1 protein-coding gene is annotated in these 350 nt (G+C 64.6%); it reads right to left on the reverse strand.

The features are described from left to right. Window positions 1–169 precede the first annotated feature (169 nt). A partial coding sequence (locus ACSZPU_RS26425; RefSeq protein WP_499004583.1) for a hypothetical protein occupies window positions 170–350 on the reverse strand: 181 nt, incomplete at its 5' end.

Consider the following 350-nt stretch of genomic DNA (forward strand, 5'->3'; position numbering starts at 1 on the left):
CGCTGCGCTTACCGGGGCTACAGTGGGTGTGGTAGCCCGGATAAGGCGTAGCCGCATCCGGGATTTTCCCCGGTGGCGCTGCGCTTACCGGGGCTACAGTGGGTGTGGTAGCCCGGATAAGGTGTAGCCGCATCCGGGATTTTCCCCGGTGGCGCTGCGCTTACCGGGGCTACAGTGGGTGTGGTAGCCCGGATAAGGTGTAGCCGCATCCGGGATTTTCCCCGGTGGCGCTGCGCTTACCGGGGCTACAGTGGGTGTGGTAGCCCGGATAAGGTGTAGCCGCATCCGGGATTTTCCCCGGTGACGCTGCGCTTACCGGGGCTACAGTGGGTGTGGTAGCCCGGATAAGG

It is taken from the genome of Phytobacter sp. V69, assembly GCF_965644215.1.
In the GTDB taxonomy this organism is placed as follows: domain Bacteria; phylum Pseudomonadota; class Gammaproteobacteria; order Enterobacterales; family Enterobacteriaceae; genus Phytobacter.